Origin of the sequence: Microbacterium sp., from assembly GCF_044340635.1 — a bacterium.
GTDB lineage: Bacteria > Actinomycetota > Actinomycetes > Actinomycetales > Microbacteriaceae > Microbacterium.
The window spans coordinates 87526-111185 of sequence record NZ_JBIITF010000011.1 but is presented as its reverse complement, the minus strand read 5'-3'; the positions used below and the strand labels follow the sequence as shown (position 1 = coordinate 111185).

Annotated in this window: 20 protein-coding genes and 1 pseudogene; 10 read left to right on the top strand and 11 right to left on the bottom strand. The window is 68.0% G+C overall.

From position 1 onward, the window contains the following. Window positions 1-66: 66 nt before the first annotated feature. Window positions 67-939, bottom strand: coding sequence for a glucose-1-phosphate thymidylyltransferase RfbA (gene rfbA, locus ACIQ0W_RS11110; protein WP_396642836.1), 873 nt, complete (start codon window positions 937-939; stop codon window positions 67-69). Between the two features lie 90 nt (window positions 940-1029). Here rfbA and rfbB point away from each other — a divergent pair, with 90 nt between their 5' ends. The 3 genes and pseudogenes from rfbB to ACIQ0W_RS11095 all read left to right on the top strand — a co-directional run bounded on the left by rfbB (window position 1030) and on the right by ACIQ0W_RS11095 (window position 3775). Then, complete coding sequence (gene rfbB, locus ACIQ0W_RS11105; protein WP_396642835.1) at window positions 1030-2028, top strand: dTDP-glucose 4,6-dehydratase; 999 nt, start codon at window positions 1030-1032, stop codon at window positions 2026-2028. Between the two features lie 5 nt (window positions 2029-2033). Next, a pseudogene (locus ACIQ0W_RS11100) lies at window positions 2034-2588 on the top strand (dTDP-4-dehydrorhamnose 3,5-epimerase family protein); the annotation flags it as partial. A gap of 50 nt (window positions 2589-2638) precedes the next feature. Continuing rightward, entirely contained in the window at window positions 2639-3775 is a 1137-nt protein-coding gene (locus tag ACIQ0W_RS11095) for an NAD-dependent epimerase/dehydratase family protein (RefSeq protein WP_396642834.1), read from the top strand. Window positions 3776-3796: 21 nt separating this feature from the next. On the opposite strand, the gene ACIQ0W_RS11090 is transcribed toward ACIQ0W_RS11095, so the two are convergent. Further along, the gene (locus tag ACIQ0W_RS11090) at window positions 3797-7213 is read right to left on the bottom strand and encodes a hypothetical protein (RefSeq protein ID WP_396642833.1); all 3417 of its coding nucleotides are present in this window, start codon (window positions 7211-7213) and stop codon (window positions 3797-3799) included. Window positions 7214-7353: 140 nt separating this feature from the next. Here ACIQ0W_RS11090 and ACIQ0W_RS11085 point away from each other — a divergent pair, with 140 nt between their 5' ends. Then, window positions 7354-7806, top strand: a complete 453-nt coding sequence (locus ACIQ0W_RS11085; protein ID WP_396642832.1) for a hypothetical protein — start codon at window positions 7354-7356, stop codon at window positions 7804-7806. Window positions 7807-7817: 11 nt separating this feature from the next. On the opposite strand, the gene ACIQ0W_RS11080 is transcribed toward ACIQ0W_RS11085, so the two are convergent. Continuing rightward, window positions 7818-8933 (bottom strand): glycosyltransferase, encoded by a 1116-nt coding sequence (locus tag ACIQ0W_RS11080; RefSeq protein WP_396642831.1) that lies wholly within the window; start codon window positions 8931-8933, stop codon window positions 7818-7820. Window positions 8934-9051: 118 nt separating this feature from the next. Here ACIQ0W_RS11080 and ACIQ0W_RS11075 point away from each other — a divergent pair, with 118 nt between their 5' ends. The 4 genes from ACIQ0W_RS11075 to ACIQ0W_RS11060 all read left to right on the top strand — a co-directional run bounded on the left by ACIQ0W_RS11075 (window position 9052) and on the right by ACIQ0W_RS11060 (window position 13620). After that, window positions 9052-10833 carry a DUF4012 domain-containing protein gene (locus tag ACIQ0W_RS11075; RefSeq protein ID WP_396642830.1) on the top strand — a complete coding sequence of 594 codons (1782 nt, stop codon included), beginning with the start codon at window positions 9052-9054 and terminating at the stop codon, window positions 10831-10833. Window positions 10834-10979: 146 nt separating this feature from the next. Next, window positions 10980-11504 carry a hypothetical protein gene (locus ACIQ0W_RS11070; protein ID WP_396642829.1) on the top strand — a complete coding sequence of 175 codons (525 nt, stop codon included), beginning with the start codon at window positions 10980-10982 and terminating at the stop codon, window positions 11502-11504. 116 nt (window positions 11505-11620) lie between these two features. Further along, window positions 11621-12307, top strand: a complete 687-nt coding sequence (locus ACIQ0W_RS11065; protein ID WP_396642828.1) for a hypothetical protein — start codon at window positions 11621-11623, stop codon at window positions 12305-12307. Window positions 12308-12477: 170 nt separating this feature from the next. After that, window positions 12478-13620 (top strand): glycosyltransferase, encoded by a 1143-nt coding sequence (locus tag ACIQ0W_RS11060; protein ID WP_396642827.1) that lies wholly within the window; start codon window positions 12478-12480, stop codon window positions 13618-13620. Between the two features lie 9 nt (window positions 13621-13629). Here the strand turns inward: ACIQ0W_RS11060 and ACIQ0W_RS11055 are convergent, their stop codons facing one another. The 5 genes from ACIQ0W_RS11055 to ACIQ0W_RS11035 all read right to left on the bottom strand — a co-directional run bounded on the left by ACIQ0W_RS11055 (window position 13630) and on the right by ACIQ0W_RS11035 (window position 18395). Further along, on the bottom strand, window positions 13630-15069 hold the full coding sequence (locus tag ACIQ0W_RS11055; RefSeq protein WP_396642826.1) for an LCP family protein: 1440 nt from the start codon (window positions 15067-15069) through the stop codon (window positions 13630-13632). Continuing rightward, window positions 15066-15533, bottom strand: a complete 468-nt coding sequence (gene purE, locus ACIQ0W_RS11050) for a 5-(carboxyamino)imidazole ribonucleotide mutase (protein ID WP_396642839.1) — start codon at window positions 15531-15533, stop codon at window positions 15066-15068. Before purE ends, ACIQ0W_RS11055 begins: the two co-directional genes overlap by 4 nt. 176 nt (window positions 15534-15709) lie before the next feature. After that, the gene (locus ACIQ0W_RS11045) at window positions 15710-16843 is read right to left on the bottom strand and encodes a 5-(carboxyamino)imidazole ribonucleotide synthase (RefSeq protein WP_396642825.1); all 1134 of its coding nucleotides are present in this window, start codon (window positions 16841-16843) and stop codon (window positions 15710-15712) included. Between the two features lie 102 nt (window positions 16844-16945). Then, window positions 16946-17527: a PH domain-containing protein gene (locus tag ACIQ0W_RS11040; RefSeq protein ID WP_396642823.1), complete on the bottom strand. Its 582-nt coding sequence runs from the start codon at window positions 17525-17527 to the stop codon at window positions 16946-16948. A gap of 55 nt (window positions 17528-17582) precedes the next feature. Continuing rightward, complete coding sequence (locus tag ACIQ0W_RS11035; RefSeq protein ID WP_396642822.1) at window positions 17583-18395, bottom strand: biotin--[acetyl-CoA-carboxylase] ligase; 813 nt, start codon at window positions 18393-18395, stop codon at window positions 17583-17585. Between the two features lie 100 nt (window positions 18396-18495). Between ACIQ0W_RS11035 and ACIQ0W_RS11030 the strand changes: the two genes are divergently transcribed. Then, window positions 18496-20100, top strand: coding sequence for an acyl-CoA carboxylase subunit beta (locus tag ACIQ0W_RS11030; RefSeq protein ID WP_396642821.1), 1605 nt, complete (start codon window positions 18496-18498; stop codon window positions 20098-20100). Then, window positions 20097-20312, top strand: coding sequence for an acyl-CoA carboxylase subunit epsilon (locus ACIQ0W_RS11025; RefSeq protein ID WP_396642820.1), 216 nt, complete (start codon window positions 20097-20099; stop codon window positions 20310-20312). Before ACIQ0W_RS11030 ends, ACIQ0W_RS11025 begins: the two co-directional genes overlap by 4 nt. 287 nt (window positions 20313-20599) lie before the next feature. Here ACIQ0W_RS11025 and ACIQ0W_RS11020 read toward each other — a convergent pair whose 3' ends face one another. Genes ACIQ0W_RS11020 through ACIQ0W_RS11010 form a run of 3 tightly spaced genes read right to left on the bottom strand, consistent with a single transcriptional unit; the run spans window position 20600 to window position 23656 of the window. Next, window positions 20600-21625, bottom strand: coding sequence for a hypothetical protein (locus tag ACIQ0W_RS11020; protein ID WP_396642819.1), 1026 nt, complete (start codon window positions 21623-21625; stop codon window positions 20600-20602). Then, window positions 21622-23001 (bottom strand): ATP-binding protein, encoded by a 1380-nt coding sequence (locus tag ACIQ0W_RS11015; RefSeq protein WP_396642818.1) that lies wholly within the window; start codon window positions 22999-23001, stop codon window positions 21622-21624. The genes ACIQ0W_RS11020 and ACIQ0W_RS11015 overlap by 4 nt, the downstream gene beginning before the upstream one ends. Next, a complete protein-coding gene (locus tag ACIQ0W_RS11010) occupies window positions 22991-23656 on the bottom strand; it encodes a response regulator (RefSeq protein ID WP_396642817.1) in 666 nt (221 codons plus the stop codon). Before ACIQ0W_RS11010 ends, ACIQ0W_RS11015 begins: the two co-directional genes overlap by 11 nt. Window positions 23657-23660 lie beyond the last annotated feature (4 nt).

Below are 23660 nucleotides of genomic sequence, written 5' to 3'. Positions count from 1 at the left end.
ACCAGCAGCCCCTCGATGGGTGTAGCGACCACATTCATCTCGACAACCTCCGCGCTCGGGTGTGAATCAGAAAATCCGTTCGTGCGGCAGGCGCGCGAGATATTGGCCGTAGCTGCTCTTGCCGAGCTCGCGCGCCAGCACGCCCAATTGTGTGTCGTCGATCCAGCCCTTACGCCAAACGATTTCCTCGGGGCTGCCAATGCGCAGCCCCTGCCGACGCTCGACCGTCTGGATGAAGAGGCCCGCCTCAATCAGCGACTCATGCGTGCCGGTATCGAGCCAGGCATGGCCGCGGCCCAGCACATGCACATCGAGCGTGCCACGCTCCAAATAGACGCGGTTCAGATCGGTGATCTCGAGCTCGCCGCGAGCGGAGGGACGCAGGCCCTTCGCGATCTCGACGACGTCGTTGTCGTAGAAGTAGAGGCCGGGGATCGCGTAATGACTACGCGGGTTGACGGGCTTCTCTTCGAGCGTGAGCGCGCGCCCCGTCTCGTCGAACTCCACCACGCCGTATGCCGTCGGATCGGCGACCCAGTACCCGAAGACCGCCGCCCCATCGAGCGACTCGTGCCGACGCAGCCGCGTGCCGAGCCCCTGGCCGTAGAAGATGTTGTCTCCGAGCACGAGCGCGACCGTCTCGGAGCCGATGTGCTCCTCGCCGATCACGAAGGCCTGGGCGAGTCCGTCCGGCGACGGCTGCTGGGCGTAGGTCAGCGAAATGCCGAATTGGGAGCCATCCCCGAGCAGCCGCTCGAACTGCTCCGCGTCGTGAGGGGTCGTGATGATGAGGATGTCGCGGATACCCGCGAGCATCAACGTCGAGAGCGGGTAGTAGATCATCGGCTTGTCGTACACGGGTACGAGCTGCTTCGAGATCCCGAGAGTGATCGGGTGGAGACGAGAGCCGGTGCCCCCGGCAAGAACGATGCCGCGCATCCCCCCACCCTCTCACAACATCGATCCGGCACGTGCTCGGCCCCGAGTTGCTTGCGGGCAAAGTTTCGCGCGCCCAGTAAACTCGGGCGAATGGACAGACTCCTTGTGACCGGCGGCGCGGGTTTCATCGGATCGGACTTCGTGCACTACGTGCTCGAGAACACCGACAAATCGGTGACGGTGCTCGACAAGCTCACCTACGCCGGCAACCTCGCGTCGCTCGCCGACCTTCCCGACGACCGATTCCGATTCGTACAAGGAGATGTGTGCGACGCCGAACTCGTCGCACAGTTGTTCTCCGAGCACGACGCCGTTGTGCACTACGCGGCCGAATCGCACAACGACAACTCGCTCAGCGGTCCCGCCCCCTTCGTCCAGACGAACCTGGTCGGGACATTCACGCTTCTCGAGGCCGCGCGGGCGACCGGCGTCCGTTACCACCACATCTCGACGGACGAGGTCTACGGCGACCTCGAGCTCGATGACCCGGACCGCTTCACCGAGCAGACGCCGTACAACCCCTCGAGCCCGTACTCGTCGACGAAGGCCGGGTCCGATCTGCTGGTGCGCGCATGGGTCCGTTCGTTCGCCGTCGCCGCCACGATCAGCAATTGCTCGAACAACTACGGTCCGCGTCAGCACGTCGAGAAGTTCATCCCGCGGCAGATCACGAACCTGATCGACGGCATCCGCCCGCGCCTCTACGGCGACGGAAAGAACGTACGGGACTGGATCCACGCCGACGATCATTCCTCCGCCGTGCTCAGGATCCTCGAGGGCGGACGCATCGGGGACACCTATCTGATCGGTGCGGATGGCGAGAAGTCCAACCGCGACGTCGTGGAGATCATCCTCGAGGCGATGGGCCAGCCGGCCGATGCGTACGATCTGGTCGCAGACCGTCCCGGTCACGACAAGCGCTACGCGATCGATTGGTCGAAGCTCCGAAACGAGCTGGGATGGCAGCCGCAGTTCCGCGACTTCACGGCCGGCATCGCCGACACCGTGGCGTGGTACCGGGACAACGAGGACTGGTGGCGACCGCAGAAGGCGGAAGTCGAAGCCAAGTACGCGATCGCGGGGCAGTAGATCTCATGGATTTCGGAAAACAGCTGGCCGCGCATCAGACCACCATTCCGGGGTTGATGCTCTTCGACATCCCGGTGCATGGCGACAATCGCGGATGGTTCAAGGAGAACTGGCAACGCGAGAAGATGCTGGCGCTCGGACTGCCCGATCTGGGTCCGGTGCAGAACAACATCTCATTCAACCGGAACGCCGGCACGACTCGAGGGATTCACGCGGAGCCCTGGGACAAGTTCGTCTCGGTTGCGACGGGAAGCATCTTCGGCGCGTGGGTGGACCTGCGTGAGGGCGACGGATTCGGCACCCTGTTCACCGCTCTGATCGACCCGGCCTCGGCGATCTTCGTTCCGCGAGGAGTGGGCAACGCGTTCCAGACGCTCGAGCCGGACACCGCCTACACGTACCTGGTCAACGACCACTGGTCGCCCGAGGCGGAGTACACGTTCCTGAACCTGGCGGACGAGACGGTCGCGGTCCCCTGGCCGATCGCCCTCGATTCCGCGGACGTGTCGGAGAAGGACCGTCAGCACCCGCGCCTGGCTGACGTGACCCCGGTCGCTCCCTGACCCCGGCCCTTCTGATTCACGATCACCTCACCCGCGGAAGAGCACCCATGCCCGAACACGTCCTGATCACCGGTGGTGCCGGCTTCATCGGCTCCTCACTCGCGCGCCGACTCGTCGACGCCGGACACCGGGTGACCGTGCTGGATTCCCTCGTCGCGCAGGTCCACGGCGAAGAACCGGCGACGACATCGCCCCTCCTCCGCTCGCTGGACGGCGTCGCGACCGTGCGGGTGGGGAGCGTCACCTCGGTGGACGACCTGCGCGCCGCCCTCGAGGGAGCAACCGTCGTCGTGCACCTCGCCGCCGAGACCGGCACGGGGCAGTCGATGTACGAGATCGACCGCTACGTCGACACGAATGTCGGCGGCACGGCGAAGCTCCTCAATCTGCTGACGAACGAACCCCACACGGTGGGTCGCGTCGTCATCGCTTCGTCTCGGTCGATCTACGGCGAGGGCGCCTACCGGACCGACGAGGACGAGATCGTCTTCCCCGCTCATCGATCCGCGGACGACATGGCGGCGGGCGATTTCGACGTCCATGTGCCGGGCACGGGACCGCTCACGTTGATCCCCACGCCCGAGACAGCCCTGCTGCACCCGTCCTCGGTGTACGGGATCACCAAGCAGAGCCAGGAAGCCCTCATCATGACGGCTGCACCGGCGATCGGCGTCGAGGCCGTCTCGCTCCGGTACCAGAACGTCTACGGCCCGGGCCAGTCACTGAAGAACCCCTACACCGGCATCCTCTCGATCTTCTCGACCCTCATCCGTCGCGGCAAAGAGATCAACATCTTCGAGGACGGCAAAGAGAGTCGCGACTTCGTCTACATCGACGACGTCGTCGAGGCCACCTATCTCGCGTGCGTGACGCCCGGCGTCTCGGGGAGCGTCATGAACGTGGGGTCGGGCGTGGCGACGACCGTGACCGACGTCGTCGACGCCCTGTTCCGCGCGTTCGGAACGACCGTGCCGGTCACGATCTCGGGCAATTTCCGCGTCGGCGACATCCGCCACAACATCGCGGACACGACGCGGTCGCGTGAACTGCTGGGATTCGAGGCCCGCGTGCCCTTCGACCGGGGCATCGAGCAATTCGTCGGCTGGGTGCAATCCGAGCCCCTCGAAGAGGACGGGTACGAGCGCTCCCTCTCCGAGATGGCCGTCCGCAACCTTCTCAAGTAGGACGGCCACCGCGGCCCGACATCACCTCAGGGTGCCGTCGGGAACCACCCAGACCTTGCTCGGCACACCGTAGGTCGACGAGATCCACGCCCGTTCGGCTTCGTCCGCCGTCGCCATCAGACCGCTCGATACGAGATGCACCTGCGAGGCCGACTGCTCGCGCACGAAGTGCGGACGGCTCTCGGACCCCGCCGTCGGAATGCCCTCAGACGCCCGGGCCCCGATGGAAGCGAAGGTGAGCGGTGCGTAGGCCGCCGAGCTCACCGCCAACCAACCGTCGGTCGTGAGGATGTATGACTGCGAGCCGGCGCTGACGCGGGTCGGCAGGTCGCCCTCGACCGCCATGAGGTCGATCGACGCGGGCGAGATCGTCCACGCGCGCGACGTCACAGATCCGATGCGGCTGGCCGCAGGAATCGCGAACGTGCGTCCGTCGCCCGTGATCACGCGGACATCTCCCGCGCGATCGTCGTAGGCGCCCACACCCGCAACCGGTGCGCCGAGACGCAGCTGATTGAGCACCTGTGCCGACACCGGCGTCGACGCCGTGCCCACGCCGTAGACCGACAGCACACGCGGGTCGGGAACCTCGCGCTTCGTGCCGCTCTGCGGCAGATACACGTATCCATCCGGAGAACGAAGGAGCGCCGCAAGAGTTCCGCCGTCCTGCAGGACCGAGAGCTGAGCCGACGTGAGCACGCGGAGACTTGCGCAGTTCTGTCCGAAGTCGGTGGCGGCCGAACACCCGCTCATCCGGTAGCGGGTCGAACCGTCGATGAGGTAGACCTCGCCGGATGCGGTCTTGGCCATGAGGTCGTAGTTGACCTTGATCCCCGCGAGCGCTCCGCCCACCAGGGCCCAGACCTTGGTCGGCACGCCGTAGGCCGCCGTGATGCTCGCGCGTTCCGCGGCACTCGAGACCAATTGCACCGCTCCGCCCGACACCAGGTACTCCTGGGGAACGGCGTCGTCCCGGACGAAATGCGGGCGCTGCTCGTTGGCGGCGACGGGGATGCCCGTCCACGCCCGCGTGGGCATCGCCACGAAGGCGGCATCTCCCCCGTATGCAGCGGCCGAGACCTCGAGCCATCCCTCCTGCGTCAGGATGAACGACCGTCCATCGCTGCGCATCCGCGAGGGAAGCGCGCCGTCCACGGTGATCTTCGCATAGCTTTCGGGCGTCAGCGCGCGGGCCGAGGTCCGTACCACGCCCACACTCTGCTCGGACGTGGTGGTGAACTCACCGCCCTGAGTGACGGCGATGCGACCGCTCGACCCGTCCGAGTACATGCCCGCGGCGAGTGCCGGCTCGCCGACGGGAAGCTTGGCGGCGGAGGCCGTCGAGATCGCGCTCGTCGAGGACGTGATTCCGTAGACCGCGAGGATCTGGGGATCGAGCACCTGTCGCAGCTGGCCGCCCTGCGGCAACCAGGTGGTTCCGGCCGGGGTCCGCACCAGGTCACGCAGCAGGCCCGCCTTGGCATAGCTCGCAAGCTTCGTATCCGAGACAGTGGGCAAGGACGCGCAGTTGCCACCCCAGGACGCGACCTGGGTGCAATCCCGCATCTGGTACGCACGTGTCCCGTCGAGAAGATAGGCGGTTCCCGCAGAGGTCCGGACCAGACCCTCGGGAGTCGTCGCATCGCCGATCGCCCCGTCCAGCGCGACCCACACGCGCGGATTCACACCGTACGTTCGCGTGATCCACGCCTGATCCGCGCTGGATGCGGCCTGCATGGTCCCACTCGAGACGAGGTAGACCTGCGAATCCGACCGTTCCCGGATGAAGTGCGGACCGGTCGCCCGCCCCGCGGACGGAATCCCGGCCGCGGCTCCGTTCGGGAGCGACGAGAACGTCAGCACCGAGGGGTACTCGGCGGCCGACACCTCGAGCCACGAATCCTCGAGGAGGACGTACGACCGACCGCCGGACGAGATCCGCGTCGGCATGTAGATCGACGCCGTCAGGAATGCGAACGACTCGGCCGTGATCTCGCGGGCGCTGCGGGCCAGTGTCGTTCCGCTCGCGGCGTCGGGCACGGTGTACGCGCCCGCGTCCGTCAGCACCCGATACGGGTTCGTGGCATCGCGGTAGATCCCGACGGAGAGCACGGGCGCTGCGACCGGGTACTCGGCCAGCATGGCGCCGGAGATCTCGGACGAAACCGCCGGGATGCCATAGCGGGGAAGCATGCCCAGGTCGATGACCTGTCGCCGTGCGCCACTTTGAACAAGCCAGGTGTGGGAGCCGGATCGCACCACCCGAGCCAGCCACCCGCCGTCTCGGTAACGGTTCGCCTGCGCGTCGCTCGCGACCGGCAGGGCGCCGTAGTCCCACCCGAAGTCGGTCACCTGTTGGACATCGTTGAGCCGGAGCCGCTGCCCGCTGTCGAGCAGCCAGACGATCCCCGACTCGGTACGCACCGCGCGGTCGGCGGCCCCCTTGTCCTGGTAGCGATCGATCTCGGCCTGGCTCGTCTCCCGGACGGAGCTGATCCACGTGTACTGGGCGGCCATCTCCGCGGTGGCCAGTCGCCAGCGCGATCCGCCGCTCACGAGGTACCGCTGTCCGGTTCCCGACACCTGGAGCACCTGCAGCGTCTCGCCCTGGGTCGATCCGAACCAGTCGGTGTAGTAGTTGTAGAAGTTGCGGTTTCCGTAGCTGGAGCATCCGTCGCCCAAGCCGTAGCCGGCTGCCAGAGCCGCCGCGTTCGGCTGGTACGGCGTGTAGTTGTAGAGCGCGGCCGTGGCGTAGTTCGACACGTTCAGGTACGTGCCGCCGCAGCCGGCGTTGGGGTGATATCCGATCAGGTGGACCCCTGGCTGACGCGAGAAAGCGCCGGCCCGGTAGGTCTTGAGCTGCGTCGTGCCCGATACGATCTGGGGTCCGATACCCGCGAACGCGGGGTCGCAGGGAGCGGTGTCGGGGCATGCCTGCCCCATGGCCGCGCGGAGGTTGCGGTCGGAGGGGGCCCGGCTCGTCACCAGCCCCTGCTCCTTCTGGAGCGTCACGAGGATGACTTTGGCCGAGATCCCACAGGCGACCTGAGCCCGATAGATGAGCTCCGCGACGCGCATCGTTCCGCCCTCGAGCGCGTTGCACACCAGGTTTCCGGTGCGCTGCGACACGACTGCCGAGCGCGACGACACGCTCGTCGAGAGGATGTTGATGCACTGACCGTTCGCGCAGCTGCCGATCTTCTGATCGAGGAACTGCTGAATCTGCGCGGTGCTCATGGAATTGCCGTCGTAGAACAACGAGTCGTTGATCAGGTTCGACGCGTTGAAACCCGCGAGCGCCAGCGGCTTGCTGACGGAGTCGACCGCAGTGGTCGCGGCGAAACCATCGGAACCGGCCGTCGCCGCCGGGGCCTGCGCCTGTGCCGCGCTCGCGATCCCTCCGGAGACGAGGAGTGCGGCGATCGTGAACGAAGCCACGTACCGCCAGCCCCTCGAAAGAGCTTGTCGGGGGCGAGCGGAAGGAAGACGCATGGACCTCATTATCGCGGCGACCCCGCTATCGTGCGGGAGCAACGCACCCGGCGGGTTCGTTTGCCGATCCGGGTTAGGCTCCGTGCATGAATCGCTCTGGCGCCGCACTCGTCCTGATAGCCGCACTTCTGCTGACCGGATGCGCCCCGGAGCCGTCGACGCCCGATCCCTCGCCAACGGCCAGTTTGTCTCCCTCTGCCAGCGAATCGCCCTCCAGCCCGGAAACGGCTGACCCCGCGCCGTCCGAGTCGCCGACCGCCTCCACCGAGTCGGTCGAGGGGGTCGCGCAGCTGATCGGACTCACCGGATTCGCGATCAGCGACGAAGAATCGCCGTACATCGTGCGGTGGGGCAAGGGCACGCTGGAGGGCTCTGACGTGAGGGTGTACGAATTCTCGGACGAGGAGCAGTTCGCGACCTACGTCGACTCGGTGGCCGCGTTCGGCATCACCGCGGACAGTTTCGTTCGCGTGGGCGACTTCGCGGTGGCTCCCACCGATCCGGGCCAGCTCGAGCAGATCCGGGCCAGTCTCGGCTAGTCGGGGCGCTTCTACAGCTCGGCGTGGAGCTGCCACACCCGGTGCGCCGAGTCGCTCCAGGCGAAGGCGCGCGATCGATCCTCCGAGAGCACACGCAATCGACGGGTGATCCCCTCGTCCTCCACGACGCTGCGGAGCGCCGTTCCGACGGCGTCGGGGTCGTCCGGATCGGCGAAGTGCGCGGCGTCCGCGAGCAGTTCTTCGTGCTGGGGCGTGCGGACCGCGATGATCGGCGCACCGGCGACCAGCGCCTCGAGCAGGCGCCAGGGATAAACCGGCGCGGTGGACACCGCGACAACCGCGATCGCGCCAGCGAGCAGCGCCCCGCGGTCTGGGGCGTCTGCATCCACGATCGTGTGGACGCGCCGCTCTGCGAGCCCCGATGCCTGCGCTCGGTCGACGATCAGCGGAGCGTCGTTCTCCCCCGCACCGAGCACCACGACATCCAGGTCGAGCGCCGCCGCGCGAACGAAGACGGGAGCGAGCTCATCCGAGTCCGCAGCGGATCCCAGGGCCACGATGTAGGGCGCTGCGACGCCTGCTCGCAGCACACGCTGGGGTGCATCCTCGGGCACCCCGAACCCGGTCTCCGGCGCCCCGGCGATGACACGGATGCGGGCGCCGAGCGGCGCGATTTCAGCGAGCTGCGACGCCATGGCGTGCGTGGGCACGACGACAGCATCAGCGTGACGCACTGCGCGCGCGAGCATCCCGCGCTGCCAAGCCGACGCGCCCCGCTCGAGCCTCGTGGGAGCTGTCCACGCTTCCAAAGACCAGAGCGTGACGACCGTCTGATCGTGATCATGAACACGGTCGTGGCGGACGAGGGGAGCGAGCAGGGTGGGCGAATGGATCATTCCCTGGGCTGCGCCGAGAGGGACACCCCACCTCCACGCGCGGGCGAGCTCTCGGTTCGGCACAGGCGCGCGCCACACGTCCGCGAGGCCATCGACAGGGGTGACCGCCGAGCTGTCGGCGGGCCGTGATGCCGGGAACATGCCGCCGACATCGCAGCCCGAGGGCGCGGAGGCGACCAGCGCAGAGGCCAGGCTCGCGGATGCGGCCGCCAGATCCGGGTCGGTCGGGCTCACGACCTGATCGAGCACGATGCGGAGCCTGACTGTCACCCGGTCGACTCTACCGCCGAGGGCTCGGGCGGTCTGGAGCCTGGCCGGGACGGCCAGCATCTCCACAGGCAACGGGCCCCCGGCATCCTCACGGCGTCGAACTGCTTAGATAAGCAGCGTGTCGACGCCATCTCCCGCCAGAACCCGCCGCAAACGCTGGATCGTCCTGTCCGCGGTGATCGCGTTGGTACTCCTCGTCGCTGCCGCCGCGTGGGTCGGGTCTCGGGTCCTCTCAGCGCGGGACAGTCTGGAATCCGCGGCCACGACCGCGGCGTCCATGCCCACGCTGATTCGTGCGCAGGACACGGCGGGCGTTGCGACCGCCGCACAGAGCTTCGCGGCAGACGCTGCAGCCTCAAGCGATGCCACCGGTGACCCCCTCTGGCGGATGATGGAGCTCGTTCCGTGGCTCGGCGGCAACCTCACGGCCGTGCGCGAGATCAGCGGCATCGCCGACGATCTGGCAACCGAAGCGGTGGTGCCGCTCGCGGACATCGCCAGTCAGCTCGACCCCACCGCTCTGGGATTCTCCGACGGCCGGATGGACGTAGCGCCACTCGTCGCCGCGGCGCCCGTGCTCGACCGCGCGAACGCGGCATTCCAGAACGCGGCAGGCCGCGCTCGCAACATCCAGACTCCGTCGATCCCGCTCGTATCCGACGCACTCGACGAACTTCGCCAGGCAACGAACACCGCCGCCGCATCGGTAGACGCGCTGGATCGTGCTGCGGCGCTGCTTCCCACGATGCTCGGCACCGAAGAACCGCGAACATACCTGCTGCTGATGCTCAACAACGCCGAGCTGCGCACGCAGGGGGGTATCCCCGGAGCGGTGGCGACACTTCAAGCCGAGGCCGGGCGCATCAGCATCGTGGAGCAACGCGCGGCCAGCGACATCATGCGGCCGAGAGAGCCCGTGATCGACCTCTCGGCGTCCACCATCGCCCTGTTCGACACGCTTCCGGGCCGCTTCATGCAGAACACCGTGAGTGCTCTCGACTTCTCGGAGTCGGCGGAGGCCGCGTCCGCCCTGTGGGAGCGGACCACGGGAGTCCCGGTAGACGGTGTGATCGCCATCGACACGGTGAGCCTGGCGTACCTCCTCGAGGCAACCGGACCCATTGATGCCGGCGCGTTCCGCCTCGACGCCGACAACGCGGTCGAGACTCTCCTCTCCACCGCGTACAGCGCGATCGGCGATCACGAGGTCCGTGATGATGCGTTCGCTCTGGTGGCCAGCGCCATCTTCGATGCGCTCACGGCCGGCGCGGGCGACCCTGTCGCGGTTCTCACCGCACTCGACCACGCGGCGCGCGAGCACCGACTGCACATCTGGAGCGCCGACCCGACAGAACAGGAACGCCTCGACGGGACGTCCCTTCAGACGATCCTGCTGCCGGACGATGAGTCCACCCGGCGAATCGGCGTGTTCTACAACGACGTGACGAGTTCGAAACTCGACTACTACGCCACGCCGAAGGTGACCGTGAAGGAGATCTGCGGCTCAGATCCGCGGATCCGCGTGACGGTCGACTGGTCGAACACCGTCCCGCCCGACCCTGTCGATTCACTCCCCCGCTACGTCACGGGATCCGGCCTCAGCGGCACCCCTGTCGGCGACACTCTCACCCGGGTCACGGTCGCCGGCCCGGCAGAGTGGACCGCATCCGATTACCAGTTCGATGACGGACGGATCGGCGTGCAAACCGCTCAATACCAGGATCGAACGGCCATCCAGCACGAATTCGTCACAACGCCGGGCGGCTCGCATCGGATCATCGTCGAGTTCCGGCCCCCGGCCGGCGAGCGGCCCGCAGTCGTTCCGCTCGAAGTCGTGACGACCCCGACCGTCCAGCAGGGCGCCACAGCAGAAATCTTCTCTGACTCCTGCGCCACATGATGTAAGGTGTGAAACGTCAGCTGGGGTAGTTGACATCAATTGGGGAAGTCTTCGGACGGCGACTTGGGGTCTGCCGACGAAACCGTGCACGGGATGCTGGGGAGCAGCCGTGCACGCATACTTCGCGTGAACACTGGGGAATTCTCATGCTGAAGAAGAACATAGCTGTGGTCGGAATTGCACTGGGGATCATGGCGTTCGGGGCGCCCGCCGCCGCATCCGCCGTCGACGACCCGTACGTCCTGCCGGCATCGGTCTCGATCGATGACGCCGTCATCTCGCAGTGCGAGACGTCGACGATCTCGTTCGGCGCGAACTACTGGATCGCCGACGAAACCGTCGAGGTCAGCGCGGCCGGTGCCCGCGTCGCTGGGGCACGTTTCACGCCGAGCGTCAACGCGGCCGCGAACGGGAGCCTCTCGGCGACGTTCCAGCCCCCCGCTGACGGCGAGGGCGTGTACGACATCACGTTCACCAGCGCGACGCAGAGCTACACGGCTCCGATCACCGTCACGCCCGTCGCGAACTGCGAGGCCGACCCGCAGGTCGAGCAGGCTCTCGCGCTCACGGGCGGCGGCACCTCGCCGTGGATCTACGGCATCGGCGGCGGACTGCTGGTCGCGGGCTCGGCCCTGATCACCGTCACCGTCCTGCGCCGCCGCCAGGCCTAAGCCCGCACATACGCCTCACGGCGCTGCTCGCAATCCGCGGCGGCGCCGTGAGGCGTGTCTTCGCCTGCCATGAGACCCACACAAACCGGTCATCGCCGACCCACCCGGGGAGAGAGATGATCACACGCGTCATTGCGGTCGCCCTGGCCGTCATCGCGATGATGTGGGCCGGTCCGGCAGCGGCCGCTGCGAGCGCCGATGACTCCTATGTCTCCCCCGCACGCGTGTCTGTGACACCAGCCGTCATCGAGCCCGGCGGTCGCTCGACGATCGAATTCTCGGCGGGATTCTTCGAAGGCGGAGAAGGCGTCACGACGGATGTCTCCGGCGCCCGTTCGGGGGAAGCCCGTGTCCTGGGCGCCGCGGGCACGGCGACCCTGGTCAGCCGCGCCGACGGCGGCCTGACGGCCGTTTTCCACGCATCCGAACGCGGTTGCGGGCCATACGCGATCACTTTTTCGGCGTCCCGCGACTATGTCGCCATCGTCACCGTCACGAGCGGCAATGGGCCGCGTGATGAAGCCGGCGCACTTGCCCCCCCGGGCCCCGACCTCGGCGTCGCCGCGCCGGGCACCGCGGTTCCCGACACGGGCACGGCCCGTGAACCCCTGGGCCTGCCCGACGAGTGGACGGGTTCGCGCGATCGCGAGGGACGGGTGCAGATCCCCGGTACCCGCCCCGATGCCCCGGAATGGCCGGGCCTCGAAGACCTCCCCTGGACGATCGTGCTGCTCGCAGGGATAGCGCTCGTCGCCACGACGGTCGCGGGGACGCTGTTGATTGCGGCGCGCCGCCGCGGCTGATCACCTGCGCGTCAGCAGCGGCTGATCACCTGCGCATCAGCAGCGGCTGCGCGTTCTGACACCAGACCCTGGGGAGAGACGCAGCTTCGTATCCCCGCTTCGGGATATTCTTCTTGGCGTCGTCGATGACGGCCCCGTCCGGGGATCGCTGAATGAACGAGGGGTGCGCCGTGGACCTCTCGATCGTCGTGCCGACCTTCAACGAAGCACCGAACGTTGCCGAGCTCGTGCGGCGGACAGCGGCCGCGACGGAGGGCCTCGAGCGCGAGATCCTCTTCGTCGACGACTCGACCGACGACACTCCCGCCGAGGTCGAACGCGTGGCAGCCCTCGCGGCGGTGCCGGTCAGACTCGTCCACCGCGAAAAGCCGTCTGCGGGACTCGGTGGGGCCGTATTGGAGGGCATTCGCCTGGCCGAAGCGGACATCTGCATCGTGATGGACGGCGACCTGCAGCATCCCCCCGAGGTGATCCCGGAGATGCTGCGCGCGCATCGACGCACGGGCGCCGGCATCGTCGCCGCCTCGCGGTACACCGGCGGTGGCGCGGCAACCGGCCTGGCGGATGCGGTGCGCACGGCGGTTTCTCGCGGCGCGACGCTCCTGACCAAGGCCATGTTCCCTCTGCGATTGCGCGACTCGACGGACCCCATGACCGGCTACTTCCTCGTCGACCGGACACAGCTCGACCTCGACCGCCTGCGCCCACGGGGTTTCAAGATCTTGTTGGAGATCCTGGCGAGGAATGACATCGTCGTCGCGGAAGTCCCCTTCGATTTCGCGGAGCGATCGGCCGGCTCGTCCAAGGCATCCATGCGTCAGGGGATGCGGTTTCTCGCCCAACTCTCGGTGCTGAAGTTCGGCAAGATGTCGGGCTTCGCCCTCATCGGTGCGGTCGGCGCGGTGGCGAACATCGGGATCATGGCCGGGCTCACTCATCTCGGGATGAGCTACATCTGGGCGGCGATCATCGCCGCCGAAGTGACGATCGTCGGCAACTTCCTGCTGCAGGAACGGTTCGTGTTCCGCGAGATGCTCGGTAACGCGTCGGCCCGCTGGCTGCGCTTCGCCAAGTCGTTCAGCTTCAACAATGCCGAAGCACTCATCCGCATCCCGGTACTCGCGCTGTTGGTCGAGACCTGGCACATCTCCAGCGTCTTGGCCGCCGTGATCACGCTCGCCGTGGCTTTCGTGGCGCGCTTCGCTTTCCACTCGCTCGTCGTCTACGCCCCCCAGCGAGAGGGCGCCCCCTCGCGGAGACGGGTCCTCGCGCAGAAGCTCGACGAGCAGGCGATGCAGCCCGGGGAGCTCTAGCCCGCCGGACTACGGCGTGGGCGTGGGCGTCGGTGGGTGCAGCGCCGCCTGAACCATCTCGCGCACGTAGACGTAGTCCGGTTCCTCGGCGTCGATGCCACCCTCGGGCGTCAACTCGATCGTCGTGACCGGCAACTCCTTCGTCTTCATGGCGAGTTCGGCGAAGTACGGCAGCATCGATTCCGGCAGGTCGGTCTCGACGAGCGCGGTACCCGCGACCGCTACGTCCTTGAAACGCGTGAGGACATTGCTCGGGGTGAACTGCGAGAGGATCGCCGTCTGCAGCTCGCGCTGGCGGCGCATCCGGTCCCAGTCGTTCGTCGTGTAGCGCGAGCGGGCATACCACTGCGCGGTATCGCCGTCCATGTGCTGCGGCCCGGCCTCGATCCAGCCGATCGCCCAGTCCTCGGCCGACTGACCGGTGTAGGCGGGACCTCCACCCTTGGGCAGACGCTCCACGACCGTGATGTCGACGCCGCCGAGTGCATCCACGAGCGCCGCGAAGCCGTGCATATCGATGAAAACGTAGTACGGAATCTCGATACCCAGGATGCCTTCCGCGGCATCCTTCGTCGCCTCGATCGCGGGCGTCGAGCCCGAGGCCCGCGCGTCGGGATACAGCGCGTCGCCGTCGCGGCAGACTTCGACCTCGGTGCGGAGCTGGTTGATGCCGGAGCCCCAGCCGCACGAGGCGTCGGCGTGGTTGGTGTGCCCATCGGGGTACAGGTCCAGCATCGGGCCCGGCGCGAACGGGAACCCGGGCATGTCACGCGGGATACCGGTGATGGTGGCCGCGCCGGTGTCGGCGTTGACCGAGACGACCGAGATGCTGTCGTAGCGCATCGAGTCGCGTCCCTCGCCGCTGTCGGCGCCGAGGAGCAGGATGTTGTAGTAGCCGTCCGACGGTGGCACGGCGGGTCCGCCGAGGCCGAAGATCGAGCCCAGCGTGCCCCGCGTCGCGCCCACGAGATCCGCGGCGTACAGGGCTCCCCCGGACGTGAGAACGAGAAGTCCCGCGAGAACGGCCGAGACACCGACCCGTGCGACGGGGCGGAGTTTGACCAGCCGCACCAGGCGGAACGTGTCGATCGCCAGCACGACCCAGAGGGCGGCATAGGCGATGAGCAAGCCCTGGACCAGTAGCAGCGCGATGCCGTTGGTCCCGATCCAGAGGAGCAGAAAGGGCCACAGCATCGCAGCGACCGCGGTGAGGATCAGCAGGGTCCACATGAACAGCGTGGCGCCGAGGGCGAACCGGCCGAGCCGTTTGCTGCCGGCCAACACCTGCGCGGACCCGGGGACCAGCACGTTGAAGATCACGAGCCACCACGCGCGTCTGCGCATGTAGTCGGCGGACCCCGAGTCGGGGTACCGAAGCGGCAGCTTGTTGACGATCGGCGGCAGGGACGGCGCGGCGCGCGGCAGCCGGGTAGGAGCTGCGATGCTCACAGCGCGTCCTTCAGCCGCCGGTTCTTCTCCTCGACCTCGGCCTCGAGCCGGCGGGCGTAGTCGTCGAGCGAGCCCGCGAGGGCGGCGTCGAAAGCGCCCAGGATGCGCGCGGCGAGCAGTCCCGCGTTCTTCGCTCCGCCGATCGACACGGTCGCGACCGGAATCCCGCCGGGCATCTGCACGATGCTGAGCAGGGAGTCGAGCCCGTCGAGGGTCGCGAGCGGTACGGGCACGCCGATGACCGGAAGAGTGGTGACCGAGGCGAGCATGCCGGGCAGGTGTGCGGCTCCGCCGGCACCCGCGATGATGACCCGGATTCCTCGAGCCCGCGCTCCGCGCCCGTAGGACATCAGCTTGTCGGGTGTGCGGTGAGCGGATACGACCTCGACCTCGTGCGGGACGAGCAGGTCCGTCAGGATCTGGGAGGCGTCGCTCATGACGCGCCAGTCGGAGTCGGAGCCCATGACGACGCCGACGATGGGCGCGTCGGAGGAATGCAGCGGCCGGGTCACCCGACCAGGCTAGGCCCCACTCCTGCAAGAATGCCGTTCCGCCGCGCACCGGCATGGGATGTCCCACCTTTTCACCCCAAAACCGCGTTTGGGATGAAAAGGTGGGACATCGAGCCGCAGGGCGCAGCTCAGTCGAAGTGGGCGGCCGCGGCTCGTGCTTCGTAGGCGACGTCGTCCAGTTCCTCGCCCAAGGCGTTGACGTGTCCGACCTTCCGCCCCGGCCGGGGATCCTTGCCGTAGAGGTGGATCTTCACGCCCGGATGCGCGGACATCGCCCCGGGGACACGCTCCGCGAGTCCCCCCTCGGCGGGTCCGCCGAGGACATTGACCATGACCGTCCAGGGCGCGTGCGGGGCTGTCAGACCGAGCGGCAGATCAAGGACCGCACGCAGGTGCTGCTCGAACTGGCTCGTGAGCGAGCCATCCTGAGTCCAATGACCGCTGTTGTGCGGGCGCATGGCGAGCTCGTTGACGAGCAGGCGATCGTCGGTCGTCTCGAAGAGTTCCACCGCGAGCATGCCCGTCACGCCGAGCCCGTTCGCGATCTCGCTCGCCATCGCGGCCGCGACGTCCGTCAGGCGGGCTCCCGCTCCCGGCGCGGGCGCAACGACCTCGGCACAGACCCCGTCGCGCTGGACCGTTTCGACGACGGGATACGTCGCGATCTCGCCGCGGGGGCTCCGGGCGATCTGCTGCGCGAGCTCGCGCCGGAAGTCCACCAGCTCTTCCACCAGCAGGTCACCGCCCCGCGCGTCCTCGGCGAGCGCCGCGAACCAATCCGCGGCCTCCGTGCCGTGCTCGACGACGCGAACGCCTTTCCCGTCGTAGCCGCCGCGGGGGGTCTTCACGACGGCCCGGCCGCCGTGGTCGTCGATGAACTGCTGCAGGGCATCCGCGTCCGAGACCGCGGCCCAGTCGGGTTGCGGCACCCCGAGTTCGGCGAGACGGGTACGCATCCGGATCTTGTCCTGGGCGAATTCCAACGCCGCAGGTCCCGGATGCACCGCGACACCCGCCGCGAGCAGCGCGTGCATGACGGGCTGGGGAACGTGTTCGTGGTCGAACGTGACGACATCGACGTCGCGGGCGAACGCGAGAACCGTGTCCGCGTCGCGGTAGTCGCCGACCTGGGTCGCAGCGAGCGCCGCCGACATCCCTTCCGCCTCCGCGAGCACCCGGATGTCGATGCCCAGCTCGACGGCCGGTGCGATCATCATGCGGGCCAGCTGGCCGCCGCCGACGACTCCGACGCGGTATGTCATGGTCTTCCCCTCGCAGGTGGTTGGTCGTGCGCCTCCATCCTTTCACCGGAGCGCACGGATCGTCCGCCCTCCCTGTTGCGGGGAGCCACCGGCGCTGTCGGCTCAGGCGGGGAGCGGCGGACGCGGCGGGGCGGCCAGGGATTCGTCGCTTGCCATGCCCTGGGCGTCGCGATGCGCCAAGATCTGGCTGACTTCGATCTGATCGGCGAGCACCTCTTGGAGGAGGAGGACGTCGGGAACGTTGACCAGGCGCAGCGGCTCGTCGACCCCGTTGCTCAGGATGATCGTGCCCGCCCGCCACATCCGCTGGATGGGACCGCGGCGCAGGCTGATCGTGTAGCCCCGTGAGTGCAGCAGCTCCTGTGTATGCCGGGACAGAACCCCGCGACGCGCGATGACGCGGCGCGTCGTGATCGTGTACGTGCGACTCGCCCAGGTGATCCACGGCACGATGACGAGGATCAGCACGACCGCACCACCGGCGGCCAACAGCATCCAATTCTCGAACGGTGCGGGGAGGTTGTCGTAGAACCACCCCACGCCGCCGGCTACGCAAACAGCGATCAGCGCCGACCAGCCCAAGCGACGAGCACTCCGACGCGTCCGCGCGACCAGACGCTCGGGCGCGGCCGTGCCGGGCGGTGGAGCCGGCAGGCGGTTGCCGTACGTCGTCGGCTGGGTCATGCGCTCATTCTGCCGGTCGTTGGTGCGGGATGACGCATCCCACGCGGCTGCTCGCTCAGCGGACGTGCACGACGTCCCCGGCGACGACAGATGTCTCGTCTGCCCCGCTGCGGACGACCAGTTCGCCGTGCGGCCCGATTCGTACCGCCTCGCCGACGAGTTCGGTTCCATCCGGGAGATGGACGCGCACCGAGCTGCCGAGCGTGCCGCACAGAGCCTCGACCTCGGCGTGGACTCCCGCACGCAGGGCGTCGCCGTCTTCGAGGAGGAGAGCACCGACAAGCTCACCCAGCGCCGCGAGATAGTCGGCGAGCAGCGTGTCGAGCACCGCCGGGGTGATGGCCGCGCCGAGCACTGCGAGCGATGTCGCCGTGGGCACCGGCAACTGCTCGGCCGTCATCGCCGTGTTCACGCCCGCGCCGACCACGATCGAGTCGGGCGCGCCGGGCACGACCTCGGCAAGGATGCCGCTGACCTTGCGCCCATCGACCAGGACGTCGTTCGGCCACTTCATCCGCACCGTGTGCGTCTCGCCGAGTTGCGCCGAGAGCTGGGCCGCGATGGCACGCGTGAGGGCCGCCCCCGCGAGAAGCGGTATCCAACCGCGCTCGACCGGCCGGAGGTCAGAGACATCGAGAACGACCGAGATCGCGAAGGCGGTGCCCGCCGGCGCTTCCCACGTCCGCCCACGCCGACCCCGGCCATCCGTCTGGTCGTCGGTGACCAGCACGGACAGGTTCGGCCAGGCACCCGGGTCGAGGGTGTGCGCTCTGACCAGGTCGGCGTTCGTCGATCCGGTGCGGGAGACAACCTCGACGCGCGTTGCAACGGTGGCGGCGGCGGGGAAGTCGAGGATGTGCAGACCCATGCCCCCAGGCTAGCGAGAGAGGTTGCACAAGGGATGCCGCGCGTCATTGTGCGAGACCGTCAACCGTTCGAGCGCGGGGGGCCCGGATAGAGTGAAACGCGTGAGTCATGAGCCCGACCTGTCCACCGCCGGCAAGATCGCGGATCTGCGCGCCCGATTCGACGAGGCGGTGGTCTCTGCCGAACTCGTTGCGCGTGAGAAGCAGCACGCGAAGGGCAAGCTGACCGCCCGCGAGCGCATCGAACTGCTCGTCGACACGGGCAGCTTCGTCGAGATCGATGAGTACGTGCGCCACCGCACGACCGCCTTCGGGATGGATAAGTCCCGCCCCTACGGGGACTCGGTCGTCACGGGCACAGGCACGATCCACGGCCGCACCGTCGCCGTGTATGCCCAGGACTTCTCGACATTCGGCGGATCGCTCGGCGAGGTCGCCGGCGACAAGATCATCAAGGTGATGCAGCTCGCGCTGCGCGGCGGGATGCCGATCATCGGCATCCTCGACTCCGGTGGCGCACGCATCCAGGAGGGCGTCGTCGCCCTCGGCAAGTACGGCGAGATCTTCCGCCTCAACACGGCGGCCTCGGGCGTCATCCCGCAGATCTCGCTCATCATGGGTCCCGCCGCCGGCGGGGCCGTCTACTCCCCCGCCCTGACGGACTTCGTCATCATGGTCGACAAGACCAGCCAGATGTTCGTCACCGGCCCCGACGTCATCAAGACCGTCACGGGTGAAGACGTCGGGATGGACGAACTCGGCGGTGCATACACGCACAACACACGCAGCGGCGTCGCCCACTACCTCGCCGAGGACGAGGACGACGCGATCGACTATGCGCGCACTCTCCTCGGCTTTCTGCCGGACAACAACATGACGGACGTACCCGTATACGAGTCCGGCTTCGAGTGGGAGACGACGGATGCCGATCGCACCCTGAACACGGTCATCCCGGACTCCCCGAACCAGCCGTACGACATCCATCAGGTGATCTCGAAGCTCGTGGACGCGCCTTCAGGTTCGGGTGTCGGCGACTTCCTCGAGGTACAGCCCCTCTTCGCTCCGAACATCGTCATCGGGTTCGGGCGGGTCGAGGGTCGCTCCGTGGGCATCATCGCGAACCAGCCGTCGCAGATGGCGGGCACGCTCAACATCGATGCGGGCGAGAAGGCCAGCCGCTTCGTCCGGTTCTGCGACGCGTTCTCCATCCCGATCCTGACCCTCGTGGACGTGCCCGGTTACCTGCCCGGCACCGACCAGGAGTGGACCGGAGTCATCCGTCGCGGCGCAAAGCTGCTCTACGCCTACGCCGAGGCCACGGTCCCGCTCGTCACGGTGATCCTCCGCAAGGCCTATGGCGGCGCGTACATCGTGATGGGCTCGAAACAACTCGGCGCCGACATGAACTTCGCGTGGCCGAGCGCCGAGATCGCCGTCATGGGCGGGCAGGGTGCGGTCAACATCCTGTACCGCGGCGAGATCAAGCGCGCGGAAGAGGCGGGCGAGGATGTCGCGGCCGTCCGCACGCGCCTGGCCAACGAATACACCTACAACGTGGCGTCGCCATTCCTCGCAGCCGAGCGGGGCGAGCTGGACAGCATCATCGAGCCGGCATCGACGCGTGTGATGGTCGCCAAGGCGCTGCGGTCTCTGCGCACCAAGCGCGCCACACTGCCTCCCAAGAAGCACGGGAACATCCCGCTGTGAGCTCGCCCGAAGACGTGTCGGTCGAGGTCCTCCGCGGCTCGCCGGACGAGCAAGAGCTCGCAGCGTTGCTCGCCGTCGTCACCGAGGCGTACGCCCGAGAGGCGGACGCCGTCCTCGCCGAGGACGACGCCGGGTCATCGGCCTGGGCCCGCAGCGCGCGGGGCCTCCGGCATCCCCTCGAGCGCGGACTGCCGTGGGGCCGATCGAGCTGACTGCGTCGTGAGAATCGACCGTCCTGCTCGCGAGCGGCTCATCGAAAACCCTGGAAAACCCGCAAAACTGTCCCCCAAAGTACCTACAGACAGGGTTTTCCCCACCACCGCATACTGAGTGTGCGTGACACGCTCATGCGTATGGCCGTGACCCCCGATTCTCGGGACAACGGCAACCGCGGACGATTTTCGGGTAATCGTTCCGCAACGGAGAGGGGCGGGCGACTTCGCCGCCCCTCTCCTCTCATATCGAGGATGGCTGCGGTGTCTTCCGCGCCTCCGTGACGTCAGCGTCCCGGGTGCCGGATCTCACGCCACAGGTCGACCGAATCCTCGTCTGTCTGCTCGACGACAAGGCGCCCCACGACCGTGACCGCGATGTTGTCATCGGGGGACGTGCGGATGATGATCCTGTTGGATTGCGAATCACGCAACGCCTCGGCGAGTTCCGCGCGGATCTGGCTCAGATCCTCGTCCGGCACACCCTCGAGTCCACCCTCGTCGAACACGCTCACCTGTGCTCCCCGGCGTCGCGCCGCATCGATCTCAGCGCGCACACCGTCGTCGAGCAGACGCGGTCCGCGAAGCTCGTCGCGGAGCCGGGCCTCGGCCATCCCCGCCTCGCGACGCTCGGACTCGCTGAGCAGGCCGTGCATGGCGATGACGCGCGCGAGAACGGGACCTCCGACGGCCAGGGCCCGCTGCAACTGGACCCGTCGCTCGCGCTCCCGTCCCTCCTGCGCGGCTTCCCACGCGGATGTGACCGCCTGCAGCTCGGCCAGTTGATCGGCGTCACGCTCGGCGCGATCGATCAGGAAGACCAGGAGGTGCGCGACCCCGACCCAGACGATCGAGCCGACGAGACCCTGGCTGAGCGCCTCGATCGGCCCCATCCAGATCATCGCGCCGATCGAGAGCACGACGGTGCCGGCCCACGCGATCCAGGTTCTGCGTCGCACCATCAGCACGACCATCAGGGCGCCGCCGCCCCCGACGTACCAGGTGCCGTATGTGGCGGTCCGGGCGGCGCCCTCGGCGTCGGCAACCGCAAAACCCGTCATCGAGGGAACGATCGCGACCGTGATGAGCGCGACGACGGCAGCCCAGAGCGGCATCGGTTCGCGAGGAGAGTCTGCCCCGGCCAGGGGACGCGGGACCGCGAAGATCGTCACGACCGTCGCAGCGAGGTAGAGGATCAAGCCCGCGACGAGGAATCCGGGACGCTCGGGGATCACGGTCCACAGCGATCCGCGCGCGGCCTGATACACCGCGAAGGCGAGTGCGAGCGCGGCGAGCACGGTACGGACGGTCACCGTTGCACCTCCCGCCAGCGCAGCGTCACGGTCGTGCCGTGCGGGCCGGAATCGATGACGGCCTCACCGTCGATCGCGGCGATGCGCGCGAGGATCGATGCGCTGATTCCGAGACGGTCGTCGGGGACCGCTTCGACGTCGAATCCGGGGCCTTTGTCCGACACGACGACTTCGACGGCGGCCAGACGCTCCTCGTCGTGGCCGGCACTGTGCGGCGCACCTTCGGCCGCGTCCGTATCGGGCGAGGACACGCCCTCCCCGACTCCGGACGGGTCCGGGCGAAGATCGGCGGGACGACGCACGATCGCCTCGAGCCCGACTCCGTCCGCATGCTGGATCGCGTTGGCGGCCGCCTGCGTCGCGGCCCGGATCAGCGCAGCGGCGACGGCGGGCGGCACCTTCGGCTCGTCTTCCGCCCCCTCGACGCGGACCTGCAGCCGGAGCCCCAGGTCGGCGAGGGATGCCTGGATGCCGCGCGCGAGAGCCTTCATCGTCGCCGACTGGGGATCGATCCCGCCGCTCGGAGTGCCCGTGTCCGCGAGACCCTCCAGCGCTTCACGCGCCATCGACATCGCGAGCGATCGGGCCCGTGGGCCGTCCGCTCGCTCGGCCGCGATCAGGGCGGCGAGCACGCTGTCGTGCATGAGCGCCGAGACGGCGACACGCTCCTCCTGCGCGGCCTGCGCCTCCGCGGCCTGAGCGTAGGCGGCAACCGTGCGAGCGCGTTCGCGGTCGACACCCGAGGCCATCCGGCGGAAGATCGTCACGAGCGTCATCAGGAGGCCGCCGAGGATGAGCGAGTACGGCACCTCGAAGACCGCGGCGAGCAGGAACTCGGGTTCGAACCCCCCCTGCCAGACCCTCACGACGCCGTAGATCAGCGGCGTGGCGATGGTCCACGCGAGTTGGAGCGGAAAACGGAAGGCGATGACCGCGGCGATGGTTGCGACATTGATCAGGTACCACGGCCAGGGTTCGGGAGTGGCAGCGGGGACGGATCCCGCCGTCGCGAACGGCCAGATCGCCAGCATGACGATGTAGATCACGGCGAAGGCACCGGTAGCCACACGAGCGGTTGCGCGGAAGAAACACGCGCCGCACATGATGATGAGCGATCCGAAGACGATCGTCAGAAGCGGAACGGTCCAGCCGGGACGCAGCCCCGCGTTGTTGCCGAGTGCGATGAAGAACGCCTGGATGCCGAGGACGAAGCATCCCACCGCCGCGGCGATCGCCGCGATCCGCTCGATGCGACGACGAGTGAAGGTGCCCTGCCAGGCGGAGGCCAGCCTGCCCTGGGGAATCTGGCCCCACGCACGATCCCACGCGACCGTCGTGTCCGTCGCGGCGTCAGCGGTGTCGTTCTCAGGCGCCACCGGATGGGTCCTCCGACGGCTGCTCGACGATCCCGTCCTCCATGGCCCGACGCAGCAGGTCGACCTTCGTCGGCGCGGGTCTGCCCACCTCCACGTACTTGACGCGCACACGGGTGATGTTCTCTTTCGCCGTGGAGTAGGCAACGCCCAGTCGATCGGCGACCACCTTCAGCGGCAACCCCGCAGCGTAGAGCCGCAGGACCTCGCGCTCGCGGGCCGAGAGCTGAGCGTCGGCGAAGGCGCGATCGCCGTCGACGGCACTCGCCCACTCGACATTGTCGAGATGCTCTCCCGCCGCGACTGTCCTGATCGCGGCGATGACGTCGCCGATGGGAGAACTCTTGCTGACGACGCCGGCCGCGCCCGCCATGAGCGCTTCACGAACGGCAGCGGGCCGGTCGGCCACGGAGTGGATGATGACGCTCGACCCGTCCGAGACGAGGCGGCTCACATTGTCGGTCGCTGTGGTGCCGTCTCCGAGCGTCAGATCCAACACGACGACGTCCGCCGGAGCGGAGCGTGAACCGGTGCGCCACGCCAAGTACTGCGCGACGGTCGCCCCCGAAAAGACCAGATCCTTGCCCGCACGGGCGAGCGCTGCTTCGAGGCCCAGGCGCACGGATTCGTGATCGTCGATCAGGGCAACCCGCGTCATGGGG